This window comes from Providencia sp. UF-183, from assembly GCF_058246155.1.
Map to the genome: position 1 here is coordinate 79,630 of NZ_JBSICD010000005.1, position 15,910 is coordinate 95,539.

11 protein-coding genes are annotated in these 15,910 nt (G+C 44.5%); 8 read left to right on the top strand and 3 right to left on the bottom strand.

Features of this window, described 5'->3' with window-relative positions; genetic code table 11:
- Nucleotides 1-33 precede the first annotated feature (33 nt).
- Together AC4IFT_RS06010 and fbpC are read left to right on the top strand one after the other, a co-directional pair.
- Entirely contained in the window at nt 34-2,112 is a 2,079-nt protein-coding gene (locus AC4IFT_RS06010) for an ABC transporter permease (protein ID WP_353243406.1), read from the top strand.
- A 16-nt stretch (nt 2,113-2,128) separates the two neighbouring features.
- A complete protein-coding gene (fbpC, locus tag AC4IFT_RS06015; RefSeq protein ID WP_490750838.1) occupies nt 2,129-3,169 on the top strand; it encodes a ferric ABC transporter ATP-binding protein in 1,041 nt (346 codons plus the stop codon).
- A gap of 113 nt (nt 3,170-3,282) precedes the next feature.
- Here fbpC and ulaG read toward each other — a convergent pair whose 3' ends face one another.
- On the bottom strand, nt 3,283-4,350 hold the full coding sequence (gene ulaG, locus AC4IFT_RS06020; RefSeq protein WP_490750839.1) for an L-ascorbate 6-phosphate lactonase: 1,068 nt from the start codon (nt 4,348-4,350) through the stop codon (nt 3,283-3,285).
- Between the two features lie 113 nt (nt 4,351-4,463).
- A complete protein-coding gene (gene ulaR / locus AC4IFT_RS06025; protein WP_490732178.1) occupies nt 4,464-5,219 on the bottom strand; it encodes an HTH-type transcriptional regulator UlaR in 756 nt (251 codons plus the stop codon).
- Nucleotides 5,220-5,621: 402 nt separating this feature from the next.
- Between ulaR and AC4IFT_RS06030 the strand changes: the two genes are divergently transcribed.
- From AC4IFT_RS06030 to AC4IFT_RS06050, 5 genes are all read left to right on the top strand, one after another.
- Nucleotides 5,622-7,373, top strand: coding sequence for a PTS ascorbate-specific subunit IIBC (locus AC4IFT_RS06030; protein ID WP_490750840.1), 1,752 nt, complete (start codon nt 5,622-5,624; stop codon nt 7,371-7,373).
- 69 nt (nt 7,374-7,442) lie between these two features.
- Nucleotides 7,443-7,919 (top strand): PTS sugar transporter subunit IIA, encoded by a 477-nt coding sequence (locus tag AC4IFT_RS06035; protein WP_490750841.1) that lies wholly within the window; start codon nt 7,443-7,445, stop codon nt 7,917-7,919.
- Nucleotides 7,920-7,933: 14 nt separating this feature from the next.
- Complete coding sequence (locus AC4IFT_RS06040) at nt 7,934-8,755, top strand: Cof-type HAD-IIB family hydrolase (RefSeq protein ID WP_490750842.1); 822 nt, start codon at nt 7,934-7,936, stop codon at nt 8,753-8,755.
- 4 nt (nt 8,756-8,759) lie between these two features.
- Nucleotides 8,760-9,407, top strand: coding sequence for a 3-keto-L-gulonate-6-phosphate decarboxylase UlaD (locus AC4IFT_RS06045; RefSeq protein WP_490732183.1), 648 nt, complete (start codon nt 8,760-8,762; stop codon nt 9,405-9,407).
- Between the two features lie 151 nt (nt 9,408-9,558).
- Nucleotides 9,559-9,975: a hypothetical protein gene (locus tag AC4IFT_RS06050; RefSeq protein ID WP_490732184.1), complete on the top strand. Its 417-nt coding sequence runs from the start codon at nt 9,559-9,561 to the stop codon at nt 9,973-9,975.
- Between the two features lie 82 nt (nt 9,976-10,057).
- On the opposite strand, the gene purL is transcribed toward AC4IFT_RS06050, so the two are convergent.
- Entirely contained in the window at nt 10,058-13,945 is a 3,888-nt protein-coding gene (gene purL / locus AC4IFT_RS06055; protein ID WP_490750843.1) for a phosphoribosylformylglycinamidine synthase, read from the bottom strand.
- Nucleotides 13,946-14,218: 273 nt separating this feature from the next.
- On the opposite strand from purL, the gene mltF reads away from it, so the two are divergent.
- Nucleotides 14,219-15,886 carry a membrane-bound lytic murein transglycosylase MltF gene (gene mltF / locus AC4IFT_RS06060; protein WP_490750844.1) on the top strand — a complete coding sequence of 556 codons (1,668 nt, stop codon included), beginning with the start codon at nt 14,219-14,221 and terminating at the stop codon, nt 15,884-15,886.
- Nucleotides 15,887-15,910 lie beyond the last annotated feature (24 nt).

The window sequence follows — 15,910 nt, forward strand, 5'->3', positions numbered from 1 at the left end:
ACAGCGCAAAATATGACGAGCTTAGGGGGATCTATGTCTCAAACCCTAGCTCTGACACCACCTAAAAAGCGAGATAGCACCTTTTTTTGGCTGCTATTAGCTTGGGTTGGTTTCGCCTTGTTACCGTCTTGGAGCCTGGATTATGGCTTACTTGACTCGACGCAAGATGAAATCCTCGCCGCTTATGGGTGGAGCAGCCTGAATATTAGCTGGCTTTGGTATCTCTTGCCATCTGTGCTGTTTATTCGCCCGTTAACACCAGCGGATCGTTACCATAAAACTCGCCATTATTTCGATATTGCCGTTGCGGCACTCACTGCCGTTGTGGTGATAATCACCGCTTACCTTGATGGTAAGGGGCTTGGTTATTCAGCCATTGTGCTGTTTATTGCCTTAGGTATGGTGATGACGCACGCGTTAACCCGCCTTGAATGGCTGGGTGGCGACCAATTTGTCATTGGCTCACTGATCACCGTTGTTGCACTGATCACACTGTTTATCGTCTTCCCAAGTGTAGCGATTTTTATCCCCATGTTTACCGATGGTAATGGGGATTTTGCGCCATTTGCCTTTGTGGCAATTTTAACGCAATCCCACATTGTTCAAGTTATTATTAACTCGGTCTTTCTCTCTTTAGCCGTAGGCGCGGGTTGTACCTTCTTTGGGTTAATTTTAGCTATTTACACCACACGTATTGCGAAACGCTCTGCCATTATTGGTCGCGTGTTTTCTATCTTACCAATTGTGACACCACCATTCGTTGTCGGCCTTGGTGTGACCTTGATGATGGGGCGCTCAGGCTATATTACTGAATTTCTAGCCACTTACATGGGGTTAGAAAACACTAACTGGCTGTATGGTTTTACGGGAATTTGGCTCGCACAGGTTCTGGCCTTTACACCCATGTCATTTATGATTTTGGATGGTGCGATTAAAACTATTCACCCATCTTTGGAAGAAGCCTCTTACACCCTGCGTGCTAATCGCTACCAGACCTTCTTTAATGTGTTTATGCCATTATTGAAGCCTGCGCTAGCTAACGCATTTTTAATCGTTATTGTTCAGTCTTTAGCGGACTTTAGTAACCCGTTAGTATTAGGCGGTAACTTTGACGTCTTAGCGACACAAATCTACTTCTACATCACAGGTTCACAGTTAGATTACCAAGCTGCCAGTACCTTGGGTGCATCGCTGTTAGTATTCTCACTGCTAGTATTCTGCGTGCAGTATATGTGGATTGGTAAGCGTTCGTATGTCACGGTTTCTGGCAAATCTTACCGTGGTGATGTCCAGCCGCTGCCATCTTCTTTAATTACCACGGTGACTCTCTTCTTAGCAATTTGGGTTGCCTTTAACGTGCTGTTATACGGTAGCATTTTCTACGGAAGCTTTACGGTGAACTGGGGTGTGGATTACACCTTAACTCTGGATAACTTTATTAAGTTATTCGGCCAAGGTATGAGTGACGGCGCATGGCCTTCATTGCTCGATACCCTTCTGTATGCGGGAATTGCGGCACCAATTACGGCTATTCTCGGCTTGTTAATTGCTTATATCGTGGTGCGCCAAGATTTCCGTGGCAAGAAAACCATCGAATTCACCACCATGTTATGCTTCGCCGTACCGGGTACCGTTGCTGGTGTGTCATACATCTTAGCCTTTAACGACACCCCGTTCTATTTAACGGGTACAGCCGCCATCGTGATTATTTCGATGACCATGCGTAACGTCCCTGTGGGGATCCGCGCAGGTATCGCAGGCTTGGGGCAAATTGATAAATCATTAGATGAAGCGTCATTAAGCCTGCGAGCAGGTTCCATGCGCACCATTTTCTTTATCTTACTGCCACTCTTACGCCCTGCCATTTTGTCCGCGCTGATTTACAGCTTTGTCCGTGCCATCACCACGGTCAGTGCGATTGTGTTCTTGGTTACCCCTGATACACGCGTTGCCACCGCTTACATTCTTAACCGTGTTGAGGATGGTGAGTATGGCGTTGCGATTGCTTATGGCTCCATTTTGATTGTGGTCATGCTCGCAATTATCTTCTTATTTGACTATTTGATTGGCGAAGCCCGTGTTTCACGTTCCAAAGCCAAAAATGCACAGTGATCAGGGAGTAACTGACATGACACAACATAATTTTGTTGAATTAAAAAATGTGACTAAACGCTTTGGCACCAACACGGTCATTGATGATTTAAGTCTTTCTATTCCTCAAGGTAGCATGGTGACCTTATTAGGCCCATCAGGTTGCGGGAAAACCACCGTTTTACGTTTAGTTGCAGGGCTCGAAAAGCCGACCGAAGGCCGCATGTTTATTGACGGTGAAGATGTAACCGACCGTTCAATACAACAACGCGATATTTGTATGGTATTCCAGTCCTATGCCTTGTTCCCACACATGTCTTTAGGGGATAACGTAGGTTACGGTTTGAAGATGTTAGGCTTACCGAAAGCTGAAATCAAAAAACGGGTCGATGAAGCCTTAGAGCTGGTGGATTTAGCCGGCTTTGCTGACCGTTTTGTTGACCAAATTTCTGGGGGGCAACAACAGCGTGTCGCCTTAGCCCGTGCCTTAATCCTCAAGCCAAAAGTGCTGTTATTTGATGAGCCGTTAAGTAACTTGGATGCCAACTTACGCCGCAGCATGCGTGAGAAAATTCGTGAACTACAGCAACAATTTAACATCACCTCTTTGTACGTTACCCATGACCAAAGCGAAGCCTTCGCGGTATCCGATATGGTTCTAGTCATGAATAAAGGGAAAATCATGCAGTTAGGCTCACCGCAGGAACTCTATCGCCAACCTGCGTCGAAATTTATGGCCAGCTTTATGGGAGATGCCAACATTTTCCCTGCGACATTGACCGCAGATTCTGTTGATATCTTTAATTATTGCTTGCCACGCCCTGCACAAATTACCTCAACACAAACGCAAGTCACTGTAGGTGTTCGCCCTGAAGCCATTACCTTGAGTACACAAGGTGATGATAGCCAACGTTGTACCATCACCTACGTTGCCTATATGGGGCCACAATATGAAGTAACAGTTGATTGGCATGGTCAATCTATGTTGCTGCAAATTAATGCTACCCAGTTACAACCAAGTGTAGGGGAAAATTTGTACCTGCAAATTCACCCTTACGGCATGTTTGTGCTTGAATAATCAGCCGTTACCTTAAACACCAAACCGCCACATCCTGTTGGCGGTTTTTTTATGCTTCAAAATAAAAAAAGCAGAAGCGTTTTCGCCTCTGCTATGAATGAATTTACCAATAACTATAAGAATGCTTTATATGGCAGCTCTGGCTCATTTTTAAAGATATCGTTAAAGCCACGGAAGTGCTGATAATGCATACGATCTTTATCGGTTGGGTAAGTATATTTGCCGCCCACTTGCCAGAAGAACGGGGCAAACGTGTATTGCAAACGCTCTTTTTTCATATTCCACAACACTTCAATTTCACGCGGGTCGTTTTGGAAGTTAGCCCAAATATCGTGGTGGAATGGAATAACGCGTTCGCAATTTAATGATTCTGCGGCACGCAAAATATCTGAAGAGGTCATTTTATCCGTCACACCACGAGGGTTTTCGCCGTAAGACAGTAATGCGACGTCGATATTGTAACGGTTACCGTGGGCCGCATAATAGTTTGAATAGTGGGAATCACCTGAGTGATAAACAGAACCGCCCGTGGTTTCAATTAAATAGTTCACTGCACGGGAGTCCATGCCATCTAAAATAGCTTTATCGTATGAAGACACCCCCTGCGGCAACGTCACTAACGCTGTGCGGTCGAAAGAGTCTAATACACGGATTTTCATGTCTCCGACGTCTAGCACATCGCCTACTTTTGCCACCACACAACGCTCAGCAGGTACGCCCCATTTTGTCCATAAATCCACACACGCTTGTGGGCCAATAAACTTAACGTGGTCGCCGCAGTTTTGTAGCACGGCTGCCGCTACGTTAACATCGATATGGTCAGCATGGTCGTGTGAGGCTAAAATCGCATCCACCTCTTTAATTGCGAATGGGTCAAGGGGAAAAATTGCTGTACGCAAGTTAGGTTGTAGCGCTTCGACTCCCCCCATACGCATCATTTGGTGTTGCTTGTTCATCAGTGGATTTTTTTGTGTTTTTTTCCCTGTGCCACACCAAAAATCGATAGAAATATTGGTATTACCCGCACTTTTCAACCAAATACCTGTGCAACCTAACCACCACATTGAAAATGTATTGGGCTCAACAACGGTTTTTTCAATTTCTTCATTTAGCCACGTCCCCCACTCAGGAAACGTACTTAAAATCCAAGATTCACGTGTAATTTCATTGACTTTGCTCATAGTGATAATACCTTTTCCAGAATTTTAGATGTCAGGAGCCCGATGCCTTAATGAAAGAATTAAGGCATGAAGGCAAATTTGTTTAAATTCAATAAATCAGGTAGTCGGCTAAACTAGACGAGGATCACGCGAGTCCCTTGCGCTTCAATCCCTTTAATCACCTCAGGGTTTGCATTTCTTCCCGTGATAAGTACATCAATCTTATTTGCTGGGCAAAATAACATCCCTGTTCGATGGCCTACCTTGGAACTGTCGACAACCACCACTAATTTATCGATTTGGTCTAGCATCTGCTGCTCAGCCACGGCGGTTAGCATATCGGCTTTATATAAACCGGCTTCCGTTAGCCCCTTCCCTGACGTGAACATCCAGTTACCTGCGTAGCCCATCAGTGTATTGAGGGCTGGATTTAAAAAGATGTTTTGTGCCTTGTTATACTGCCCACCAATTAAAATGACATCATCATGGTCTTCATCAATCAAATAACTGGCTAGCGGGAAGTAATTGGTCACAATCTGTACGTTTTTACCGCAAAGCTGCTGCCCTAACATAAAGGCCGTTGAACCACAGTTAATCACTGCGCTTTCTCCTGGGAGACAAAGCTCCGCAGCTTTGATAGCAATTTCTGATTTTTCTTCGTAGTGGTCAGTGCTATTAATATTGAGCGGTGTCCACTTACGCTTTTTCTTTTCAATTCGTTCTGCACCATTACGGACTTTCCGTAACTTACCTTGCTCATCAAGCTTTGAAATATCACGACGAGCGGTTGCAGGAGACACATTAAACTGTTCGGTAATATGAGAAACGCTAATCACCCGCTGCGTTTCTAATAACGACAAGATTTCATTGTGTCTTTGCACTTCATTCATAACTATCGCCTTATTAAGAAATAATCATATCAATGACAACTAATGACTGAAAATGATTATTGGTGATTAGTTTTGATTCTATTTATCTCACCTAATGTTGTCAACCTTTGCTAGTGCAAAAATTGAATATTTGACATAAATAAAATTACCATGTTGATTTTATTGAATATTTAAAATTTTACGTGATCAGGTCGCCATTTATTTATTTTTTTACTGGTAAAAAAACAGACAAATGCAAACAATCATAAAAGAGCAATTCGTGATTACATTTGATCATAATTGATTTTTGCGCGACCATTTATCTGTTTTAAATGATTATATCGCAATAACACCAGATACGATCAATATGATTAATCTCTGACCCATATAAATTACAAATACAATTTGATTAGAGGTAAAAATATGGATTTTTTATACGACGCTTTCTATATTTTTTACAGCCAAGTAATGACTAAAGCGCCTCTACTACTCGGCTTAGTCACATTTATTGGTTACTGGCTATTAAAGCGTGATGGTACGACAATCCTCAAGGGGACAATCAAAACAATTGTCGGCTTTATGTTAGTGGGTGTTGGAGCAAGCACCTTGGTGTCTAGCTTTAAACCCGTCATCGAAAAAATGTCTGAATACCACGGCCTTACCGGTTCAGTGATAGACCCATACACTTCAATGATGGCCACCATGGAAACCATGGGTGATAACTATTCGTGGGTCGGTTATACCGTGTTACTCGCCCTTGCGATTAACATACTATTAGTGCTATTTCGCCGTGTCACCGGTATTCGTACCATCATGTTGACAGGGCACATCATGTTCCAGCAAGCTGGCTTGATTGCTGTTTTCTACTTTGTGCTGGGTTCAAGCATGTGGGAAACCATTTTGTATTCCGCAGTCTTGATGGCGCTGTACTGGGGGATCTCCTCCAATATCATGTTTAAACCAACCCAAGAAGTGACTGGCGGAGCGGGTTTTTCTATCGGTCACCAACAGCAGTTCGCTTCATGGATAGCGACCAAAGTTGCCCCAAAACTGGGGGATAAAAAAGACAGTGTTGATAACTTAAAATTGCCAAAATGGCTGCATATTTTCCACGATAGCATCTCAGCGACAGCTATTGTAATGACACTCTTCTTTGGCGTTATTTTGATTTCTTTTGGTCTGACTAACCTGCAAACTATGGCAGGCACCACGCACTGGACTATCTACATTATTGAAACAGGCCTGAAATTTGCCGTTGCCATTCAAATCATCGTGACAGGTGTACGGATGTTCGTCGCAGAGCTTTCTGAGGCATTTAAAGGTATTTCTGAGCGCGTTATTCCTAATGCTGTGCTCGCTATCGACTGTGCGGCTATCTATGCTTTCTCTCCGAATGCGATGGTATTCGGCTTTATGTGGGGCGCAATCGGCCAGTTTGCTGCGGTATTGGGGATGTTAGCCTTCAATTCGCCGATTATGATCATCCCCGGTTTTATTCCGATGTTCTTCTCCAATGCCACCATCGGTATCTTTGCAAACCACTTTGGCGGTTGGAAAGCCGTGATGAAAGTGTGTTTCGTGATGGGAGTCATCGAAATTTTAGGTTCCGCATGGGCTATCGACTTAATCAACCGTCAAGGCACCGATTTTAGTGGCTGGATGGGAATGGCTGACTGGGCGCTTGCATTCCCAGTGATTATGCAAGGCCTGTCATTTTCAAAAATGTTCTTCTTTGTCATTGTCGCACTTTCCCTTGTCTACATGTACTTCGCCGCGAAAAAACTGCGTGCAGAAGAAGATGCTGAAGGCGCCCTTGAAGCGGCAATTGAAACAGTAGAGGACGTTGAATCAGCCCCGATTGAGCACAGTGGTGCCAAACCGGTACGCATCTTAGCGGTATGTGGTAATGGTCAAGGTTCCTCCATGATGATGAAAATGAAAATTGGTCAGTACCTTGAGAAAAAAGGCATCCCACACATCATGGATTCCTGTGCGGTATCCGACTATAAATCGAAATTAACAGCAACAGACATTATTGTTTCGTCAAAGCACTTAAGTTCAGAAATGGACCCAGGTGAAGGTAAGTTCGTTCTTGGCGTACAAAATATGCTCAACCCAAATTCATTCGGTGATGAGTTGCTCAATATCATTCATACCAATTTTATTCGTCACTAATCATGTTGATACCTCGATAGACGCTACTGCGCATCTATCGAGGTAAATATCATCCAAGAGGAAGTCATAATGGGATTCAAACAATCATTAATCGACAACAATTCTATCCAGCTCCATGCCAACGCAACAAATTGGCGTGATGCGATTAAAATTGGTACAGACATGCTAATTGTCTCTGGTGCCATCAAGCCCGATTATCATAATGCCATCATCAGCAGTGTCGAAAAACTGGGCCCGTATATCTGCATCGCCCCAAACTTGGCCTTACCCCACGCACGCCCTGAAGATGGCGTTATTCGCACCGCTTTTGCGTTGGTGACCTTAGAAAAACCCATTATTTTTGATGGGGAAGATGAGCCCGTCGACGTTTTAATTACACTTGCGGGTAGCTCTTCGGACGAACATATGGAAGGATTGATGGAGGTCACCCAAGTTCTTGATGATGAGGACAGCGAAACGGGTGTCGATCTTAACAAACTGCGCCAATGCCACACAGCCGACGATGTGTATCGCGTGATTGATGAGGCACTCGCGAAAAACGCTTAAAAGGATTAATTAATATGTATAAAGTGCTCGCATTAGATTTAGATGGGACGGTTCTGACGGCTCAACACACTATCCACCCAGAAGTGCGGTCTGCCATCCAAGACGCGGCAAAACATTGCCACGTGATGATTGTGACAGGTCGTCACCATACCGCTGCGCGCCCTTATTACGATGAACTGGGGTTAACCACACCCATTATTTGCTGCAATGGCACCTATATCTATGATTACCAAAATGAGAAGGTGCTCACACAAACCTCAATTGCTAAAGACGATGCCTTGGCCTTTATTGAATTGGCACAAAAAAACCAATTCAAACTGGTGCTGTATACCACCAATGAAATGACCTATTCAAAATCACAACCCATTGACTATATGAAAGATATGGAGCTGTGGGCGGCAGACCCAAGCCTTGCACATCCCCCAAAAATCTACCGTATTGATTCATTTGAAGAACAGGTTCGTGATACCGATTACGTTTGGAAATTTGTCGTTGAAGGCGACCCGAATGCCATCGAGCAATTAATGGACGTCTCGTGGGTGAATGACAAATTCACGGCTGAACGTTCGTGGGTTAATCGCATTGATATCGCCTGTAAAGGTAACAACAAAGGCATGCGCTTAGCACAATACGTTAACCAGCTTGGTCTCAAGCCTGAGCAAGTGATTGCCGTTGGCGACAACCATAATGATATTTCCATGATCCAATACGCAGGGCTCGGTGTTGCTATGCCACATGCTGATGAGGCAGTCAAAGCACAAGCCAATGCTATCTGCGCCACTGATAACAATCACGACGGACTTGCCCGTTTGATACGAGAAAAAATTCAAGGATAAAACCATGACTAAACCGTTGATCCAAATCGCGTTAGACCAAACTAACTTACCTGCGGCACTGGATGTTGCTGAAAATGTGCACACTTTTGTTGATATCATTGAAGTGGGCACAATTTTAGCGTTTGCCGATGGCATGAATGCCGTGTCGACGTTACGCCAAAAATATCCAAATCACATTCTGGTTTGCGATATGAAAACCACTGACGGTGGCGCTATTTTGTCGAAAATGGCATTTGAGGCAGGGGCGGATTGGATCACGGTGTCAGCGGCGGCGCATATCGCTACTATTGCGGCCTGTAAAAAAGTGGCTGACGAATTTCAGCGTGAAATTCAAATTGAAATTTACGGCAATTGGACATTTGAAGATGCTAAAAATTGGGTGGATTTAGGCATTACTCAAGCTATTTACCATCGTTCTCGTGATGCCGAACTTGCGGGTATTGGCTGGACTAATGAAGATATCGAAAAGATGCGCAAATTATCTGATTTAGGGCTCGCATTATCCATTACAGGCGGCATTGTGCCTGAAGATATTCACCTATTTAATGGCATTAAAGCCAAAGCCTTTATTGCAGGGCGTGCCTTAGTGGGTGAAAAAGGAAAACAAACCGCAGAAGCATTACGTGAGCAAATTAATCGCTTCTGGAAATAAGCCCCAGATTTACGCCCTATCCGCTTTGCAGATAGGGCGCCATCTATTTAATCACCAATATCCCGCGCTTTACCCTGCTATTTTTTGCCTTTATCTTTTATTCTCAATGATAAAATTGAATCTATACCTCCTTTTAATAAGACATAATCAAATGAAAAAATTATTGATTGCCGCATTTGCTGTTTCTGCATTAACTTGGCAAGTTTCTGCTTCGGCACGTACAGACCAAGTGAAAATTCATGATGGTGGTGAAGTATCCTGTGAGCAATGTGGCAAAGGCGCTGCTGTTAGCTGGATTAGTGTGGGTGATGCGTACTTTGGTATTGGCTCACAAGTTCATGAAACTAACCGTTGGGCGCTGTTGCGTGAAGATGCCGGCATTTCTTGCCCTGCGGGTAAATGGTACTTTATTGATAAGAAAAATAAACGCTTAGAGTTAGAAGAAGCTACCGCAGTCGGTGCTGATTGCAATGAAATTGAAGCCGTTAAACTCACTGAAGTGGACGATGGGCTAAAAGTCAGCGTGAAAACTTACAATGGATTAAACCAAGAGTTTATCTTGAACTAATCATTCTATTTTTAAGCGATAAAAAAACAGGCCAGTGAGCAAATCAACTGGCCTGATGTTTATTCAATTAGCTTACTGATTATTAGCCTAATTGCTTGCGTGCATTACGGAAAATACGCATCCATGGGCTATCTTCCCCCCATGTTTCTGGGTGCCAAGAGTTGCTCACTGTACGGAAAACACGCTCTGGGTGCGGCATCATAATGGTTGCTCGGCCATCTTTTGATGTCACTGACGTAATACCATTAACTGAACCGTTCGGGTTCGCAGGGTATTGTTCCGTCACTTGCCCATAGTTATTCACAAAACGCATAGCCACCAAGCCGTTATCTTCTAATTGCTGAAGATGTGCCGCGGCGCGAGTTTCCACTTGCCCTTCACCATGAGAGACCGCAATTGCCATACGAGAGCCCGCCATGTCTTGCAGTAATAATGATGGACTATTGGCGATTTCCACTAAGCTAAAGCGGGCTTCGAAACGCTCTGAACGGTTACGGACAAAACGTGGCCAGAATTCAGCACCGGGGATCAGCTCGTGCAGGTTGGACATCATCTGGCAACCGTTACATACACCCAGTGATAAAGTATCTGGGCGGTTAAAGAATGCTGCAAACTCGTCACGCACTTGGTTGTTGAACAAGATAGATTTCGCCCAACCTTCCCCTGCCCCCAATACATCACCGTAAGAGAAACCGCCACACGCCACCAGCGTTTGGAATTGCTCAAGAGATACGTTACCCGCCAGCAAATCGCTCATATGCACATCAACGGCATCAAAACCTGCGCGGTCAAAAGCTGCTGCCATTTCAACGTGGGAGTTAACCCCTTGCTCACGCAGCACGGCAACTTTCGGGCGTACACCGGATAAAATAAACGGCGCCGCAATATCATCTTCAATATCATAAGTTAGCTTAGCATTTAAGCCCGGGTCTTGGTTATCTTGCTTCAGCGTATGTTCTTCGTCTGCACACACTTCGTTATCACGCAAGCGCTGCATCTGCCATGTGGTTTCTGCCCACCATTGACGTAATAAACTGCGAGACTCGCGGTAAACTACCGTATCACGGCTATTGATGATCACGATATCGTCATGAATTGCTGAGCCTAAATAATGCACACAATTGGCTAAACCTGCCTCTGCAAAGCACGCTTCAACGTAATCTTTATCAGCGCCATTGATTTGAATGACTGCACCTAGCTCTTCGTTGAATAATGCAGCTAAAGTGTCTTCATCAAATGAACTGATGTCGACATTGATTCCGCAATGACCTGCAAATGCCATTTCCGCTAAAGTGACGAATAAACCACCGTCTGAGCGGTCATGGTAAGCCAGTAATTTTTGCTCAGATAACAGTTTTTGAATGGTATTGAAGAAGCCGAGTAAACGCTCAGGGCTATGGACATCAGGTGCTTTGTTGCCTAATTGACGGTAAACCTGCGCAAGGGCTGAACCGCCTAACGCGTTTTGACCTTCACCTAAGTCAATTAATAATAACGCGTTATCTTCTACCGTTTTTAATTCAGGCGTTACGGTTAAACGAACATCTTCAACGCGACCAAATGCGGTGATCACCAATGACAATGGCGAGGTCATTTCACGCTCTTCGCCATTTTGTTGCCAGCGGGTTTTCATCGACATGGAGTCTTTACCCACAGGGATCGTTAAACCTAATGCAGGACAAAGTTCTTCACCAACAGCTTTTACCGCTTCATATAACCCGGCATCTTCACCTGGGTGACCCGCAGCTGCCATCCAGTTTGCGGATAATTTCACACGTTTGAGGTCTTGCACGTAAGAACAGGCAAGGTTAGTCAGTGCTTCACCTACCGCCATACGCGCAGAAGCAGCAAAATCCACTAATGCCACTGGCGTTCTTTCACCAATTGACATGGACTCGCCGTAGTAGCTGTCTAAGCTTGCTGTTGTCACGGCGCAGTCAGCTACGGGGATTTGCCAAGGGCCGACCATTTGGTCGCGGGCAACCATCCCAGTTACCGTACGGTCACCAATGGTGATCAAGAAAGTTTTCTCTGCGACTGCGGGTAAATGTAAAACACGTTTAGCCGCTTCATTTAAATTGATGGCCGTTCTGTCTAATGCGTCAGGTTCTGCTTTAAGGGTTTTCACATCACGCAGCATTTTTGGCGTTTTACCCAGCAATACATCCAGTGGCATATCAATCGGTTGATTATCAAAATGCGCATCATTTAAGGTAAGATGACGTTCTTCTGTCGCTTCACCAATCACCGCAAATGGCGCACGTTCACGCTCACAAATCGCCGTAAATTCCGCCAGCTTCTCAGGTGCAACTGCCATCACATAACGTTCTTGGGATTCGTTACACCACACTTCTAATGGGCTCATGCCTGGTTCGTCGTTCAAAATTTTACGTAATTCGAAACGACCACCGCGACCACCATCGCTCACCAACTCTGGCATAGCATTGGATAAACCGCCTGCTCCCACATCGTGAATAAATAAAATTGGGTTATCGCCACCCAACTGCCAACATCTGTCGATCACCTCTTGGCAACGACGCTCCATTTCAGCGTTATCCCGCTGAACTGACGCAAAATCGAGGTCTGCATCTGATTGACCTGATGCCATCGATGACGCAGCCCCACCACCTAAACCAATGTTCATTGATGGGCCACCTAGCACGATCAATTTCGCACCCACGGTGATCTCACCTTTTTGAACGTGATCCGCACGAATATTACCAATACCGCCCGCCAACATAATTGGCTTATGGTAACCGCGTAATTCTTCGCCATTGTGACTGTTCACTTTTTCTTCATAAGTACGGAAGTAACCCAATAATGCAGGGCGACCAAATTCGTTATTGAACGCAGCACCACCTAGAGGGCCTTCCATCATAATATCCAACGCATTCACAATGCGGTCTGGCTTGCCAAAATTCTCTTCCCAAGGCTGTTCAAAGCCAGGAATACGTAAGTTAGAAACGGAAAATCCCACTAAACCTGCTTTTGGTTTTGCGCCGCGCCCTGTCGCGCCTTCGTCACGAATTTCCCCACCTGAACCTGTCGCCGCACCCGGCCATGGCGAAATAGCCGTTGGGTGGTTATGGGTTTCCACTTTCATTAAAATGTGAGTGTCTTCTTGGTGATAGCGATACGTACGCCCTTCAGGCTCAGGGAAGAAGCGCCCCACCAAAGAGCCTTCCATCACGGCCGCGTTGTCTTTATAAGCCGATAACACGTGTTCTGGCGTTTTTTCGAAGGTGTTTTTAATCATCTTAAACAGCGATTTTGGCTGTTCTTCACCATCAATGACCCAATCTGCGTTAAAAATCTTATGGCGGCAATGTTCGGAGTTCGCTTGCGCAAACATATATAATTCAACGTCTGTTGGGTTACGTTTTAAGCCTGTGAAGGCCGCTTGCAGATAGTCAATTTCGTCATCCGCCAGTGCTAAACCCATTTCTGTATTTGCGGTTGCCAGTGCTTCGCGCCCGCCATTGATGATATCAATGGTTTTCATTGGGGCAGGCTGTTGGTGCGCAAACAAAGCATCTGCTTGTTCAAAAGAAGAAAAAATTGTTTCCATCATGCGGTCATGTAGCAGTGCAATCACTTCATGCCACTGCGCTTGCGTTAATGCATCCCCCTGAACGTAGTAGGCAATACCGCGTTCAATGCGTTTAACTTGGCTAAGGCCACAGTTGTGAGCAATATCCGTTGCTTTAGATGACCAAGGAGAAATTGTACCTGGACGTGGAGTGACTAAAATCAGCTTACCGAAAGGGTCATGCTCTGTCAGAGAAGGACCATATTTTAACAAACTGCTCAGTTTGCCTTGCTCACTGTCACTTAACGGCGCTGATAAATCAGCAAAGTGCATATATTCAGCATAGATATCTGTTACAGGCAGTTGTTTTTCTGCAAACAACGCCAAAAGGCGGGTAATACGAAATGCTGATAGAGCAGGTGAACCACGCAAAATTTCCATAGTCTTAATTTCTCTCTTTTAAACGCCAGCCCTGAACATGAAAGCAGGGAAACCGGTGCCCATTATAGAGCAATGTTCATCAATACGAAACCGTTTGCGTGATTAAAAATAAAGCGATTAGTTAAATATTATTCTGTGCTAAATACGATAATATAGGTTGCACCGATCATAATTGTTGAGCAAAATACCCAACCACTGGAATTATAACCATTACTTAGCCATACTCTTTTTTAGACACCACACAACACCAGAGATTGCACGAGAAATTATTATTTGAATAACTTAAAAGTTAACTACTTAATCATCGTGGTTATCGCGCTACTGGCTTCAATGGTCATCGGCTTTAATATCCGCTGGCCCAATACGCAAGATTCACAAATTAATAAAATACTGTCACAAGGTGAATTACGTATTAGTGCCGTCAGCTCGCCACTTATCTATATAGATGAGCAAAAACAGCTTCGTGGTTTTGACTACGAACTTGCTCAAGGCTTTGCTTCGTACCTAGGAGTCAAACTTAAAATCACTATCCGCCCAACATTCGAGCAAATATTTGATGACCTCGAAAATGGTGATGCTGACATCGCTGTTGCTGGGCTTTTGTATAATAAAGACCGATTAACTAAGACAAAAACAGGCCCAAGTTACCTGACGGTAACTCAACAATTGGTCTATCGTAAAGGTTCAACACGGCCGAAATCATTTAATGACATCAACGGTAAGCTGCTTGTCACCTCTGGAACTGCCCACGCGAGTACCTTAAAAGAGCTCGCCAAAGAATATCCAAATTTAAAATGGGAAGAGACATCTAAATACAATACCAATCAAATCCTTGAAATGCTTGCTGATGGTGAAATCGACTATACCCTTGAAGACTCCATTGCGGTTGCATTACAACAGCGCATTCACCCACAAATCGCTGTCGCCTTTGATTTACTCGATGATCACGCGGTCACGTGGTATATGCGTCGTGGTGATGAAAACAGCTTAGATGCTGCCCTGCTTGATTTTTTCAATCAAGGCAATGAAACGGAGCTATTAGCGCGCTTAAATGAAAAATATTTTAGTCATGTAGAATCGTTCGATTATTTCGATACGATGGCATTTATTAAGGCAATAGATAATAAGCTACCTGAATATCAGCCGTTGTTTGAAAAATACGCTGAAGTTATTGATTGGAAACTTCTCGCTGCGATTGCATGGCAAGAGTCTCATTGGGACCCCCTTGCGACTTCACCAACGGGTGTTCGGGGCTTAATGATGCTAACAAAACCGACGGCAGCTACCATGGGTATCGCTGACAGGTTAGATGCGGAAGAAAGCATTAAAGGTGGCGCCGCGTATATTGCTTATATCATGGAAAGATTGCCAGAAACTATCGCGGAAGATGACCGCATTTGGTTTGCACTTTCTGCTTATAATATGGGCTATGGGCATATGTTGGATGTGCGAAAACTCACTCAGATGCTTGGTGGTGACCCCGATAGGTGGCTCGATGTGAAAGCACGCCTTCCACTGTTAACTCAGAAAAAATATTACTCACAGCTCACTTATGGTTATGCGCGCGGCCATGAGGCTTATCGTTATGTGGAAAATATTCGGCGATATCATCAAAGCCTGGTGGGATATCTTCAAGCACAAGAGCGTAAGCAACATGCACTCGATATCGCCCAGCAGTCTTTAACTTATTTGATTTTGCCTGAGAATTTAAAAACCGATGGGTCAAAAGCAATTGAAAATCAATCTCCCATCCCTGAAAAAGACAATGTTAGTCATTTAAGCGGATTGAACTCGTCAAAACGACCTCAAAATAGCAGAGAAGAGACGGAAACGTCACTTGGTCAATACCTTATTTCATTGCATCCAGACTTACAAGATACTGAATTAGGTCAAAAACCTGCATCAATTTCCCCGCTTAAAGTGCCTGATACTGCACCTTAATCAGCACGCATAAATCAACTCACA